Here is a 315-nt window from a genome sequence, read left to right as displayed (position 1 = left end):
AGATGCTGGCGTTGAAGCCGGTATTGAGCGACGTACCCGTCCAGGTGAAGGGCGTCTGCGGCGGCTCCTCATTGGTGAAGTTGTTCACGCCGGCGAAGACGGAGAACCTGTCGAAGCGATACTCGGCGCGGATGTCGTGGGTGAGCCATGACGGGGACTTGTAGGGCTCATAGGTTCCCGGCTGGTCCTGATTACTGCGGACCATGCTGCTCAGATACTGGTTGGCGTAGGACACCGACACGCGGTCATAGTCCCAGGTCACGCGGAAGTTCATCCGGCGCTTGGGATTGGGCAGTTCGCCCGCCTGCTCGTCGC

At 61.6% G+C, this 315-nt stretch carries 1 protein-coding gene; it reads right to left on the bottom strand.

Annotated elements, in window-relative coordinates:
* The coding region (locus B2Y21_RS11370) for a TonB-dependent receptor domain-containing protein (RefSeq protein ID WP_292059846.1) at nucleotides 1-315 on the bottom strand (315 nt) is incomplete at both ends.

This window comes from Brevundimonas sp. UBA5936 (assembly GCA_002430835.1).
Classification (GTDB): Bacteria; Pseudomonadota; Alphaproteobacteria; order Caulobacterales; family Caulobacteraceae; genus Brevundimonas.
The sequence above is the reverse complement of the archived record's forward strand: the minus strand, read 5'-3'. Positions and strand labels throughout refer to the sequence as shown.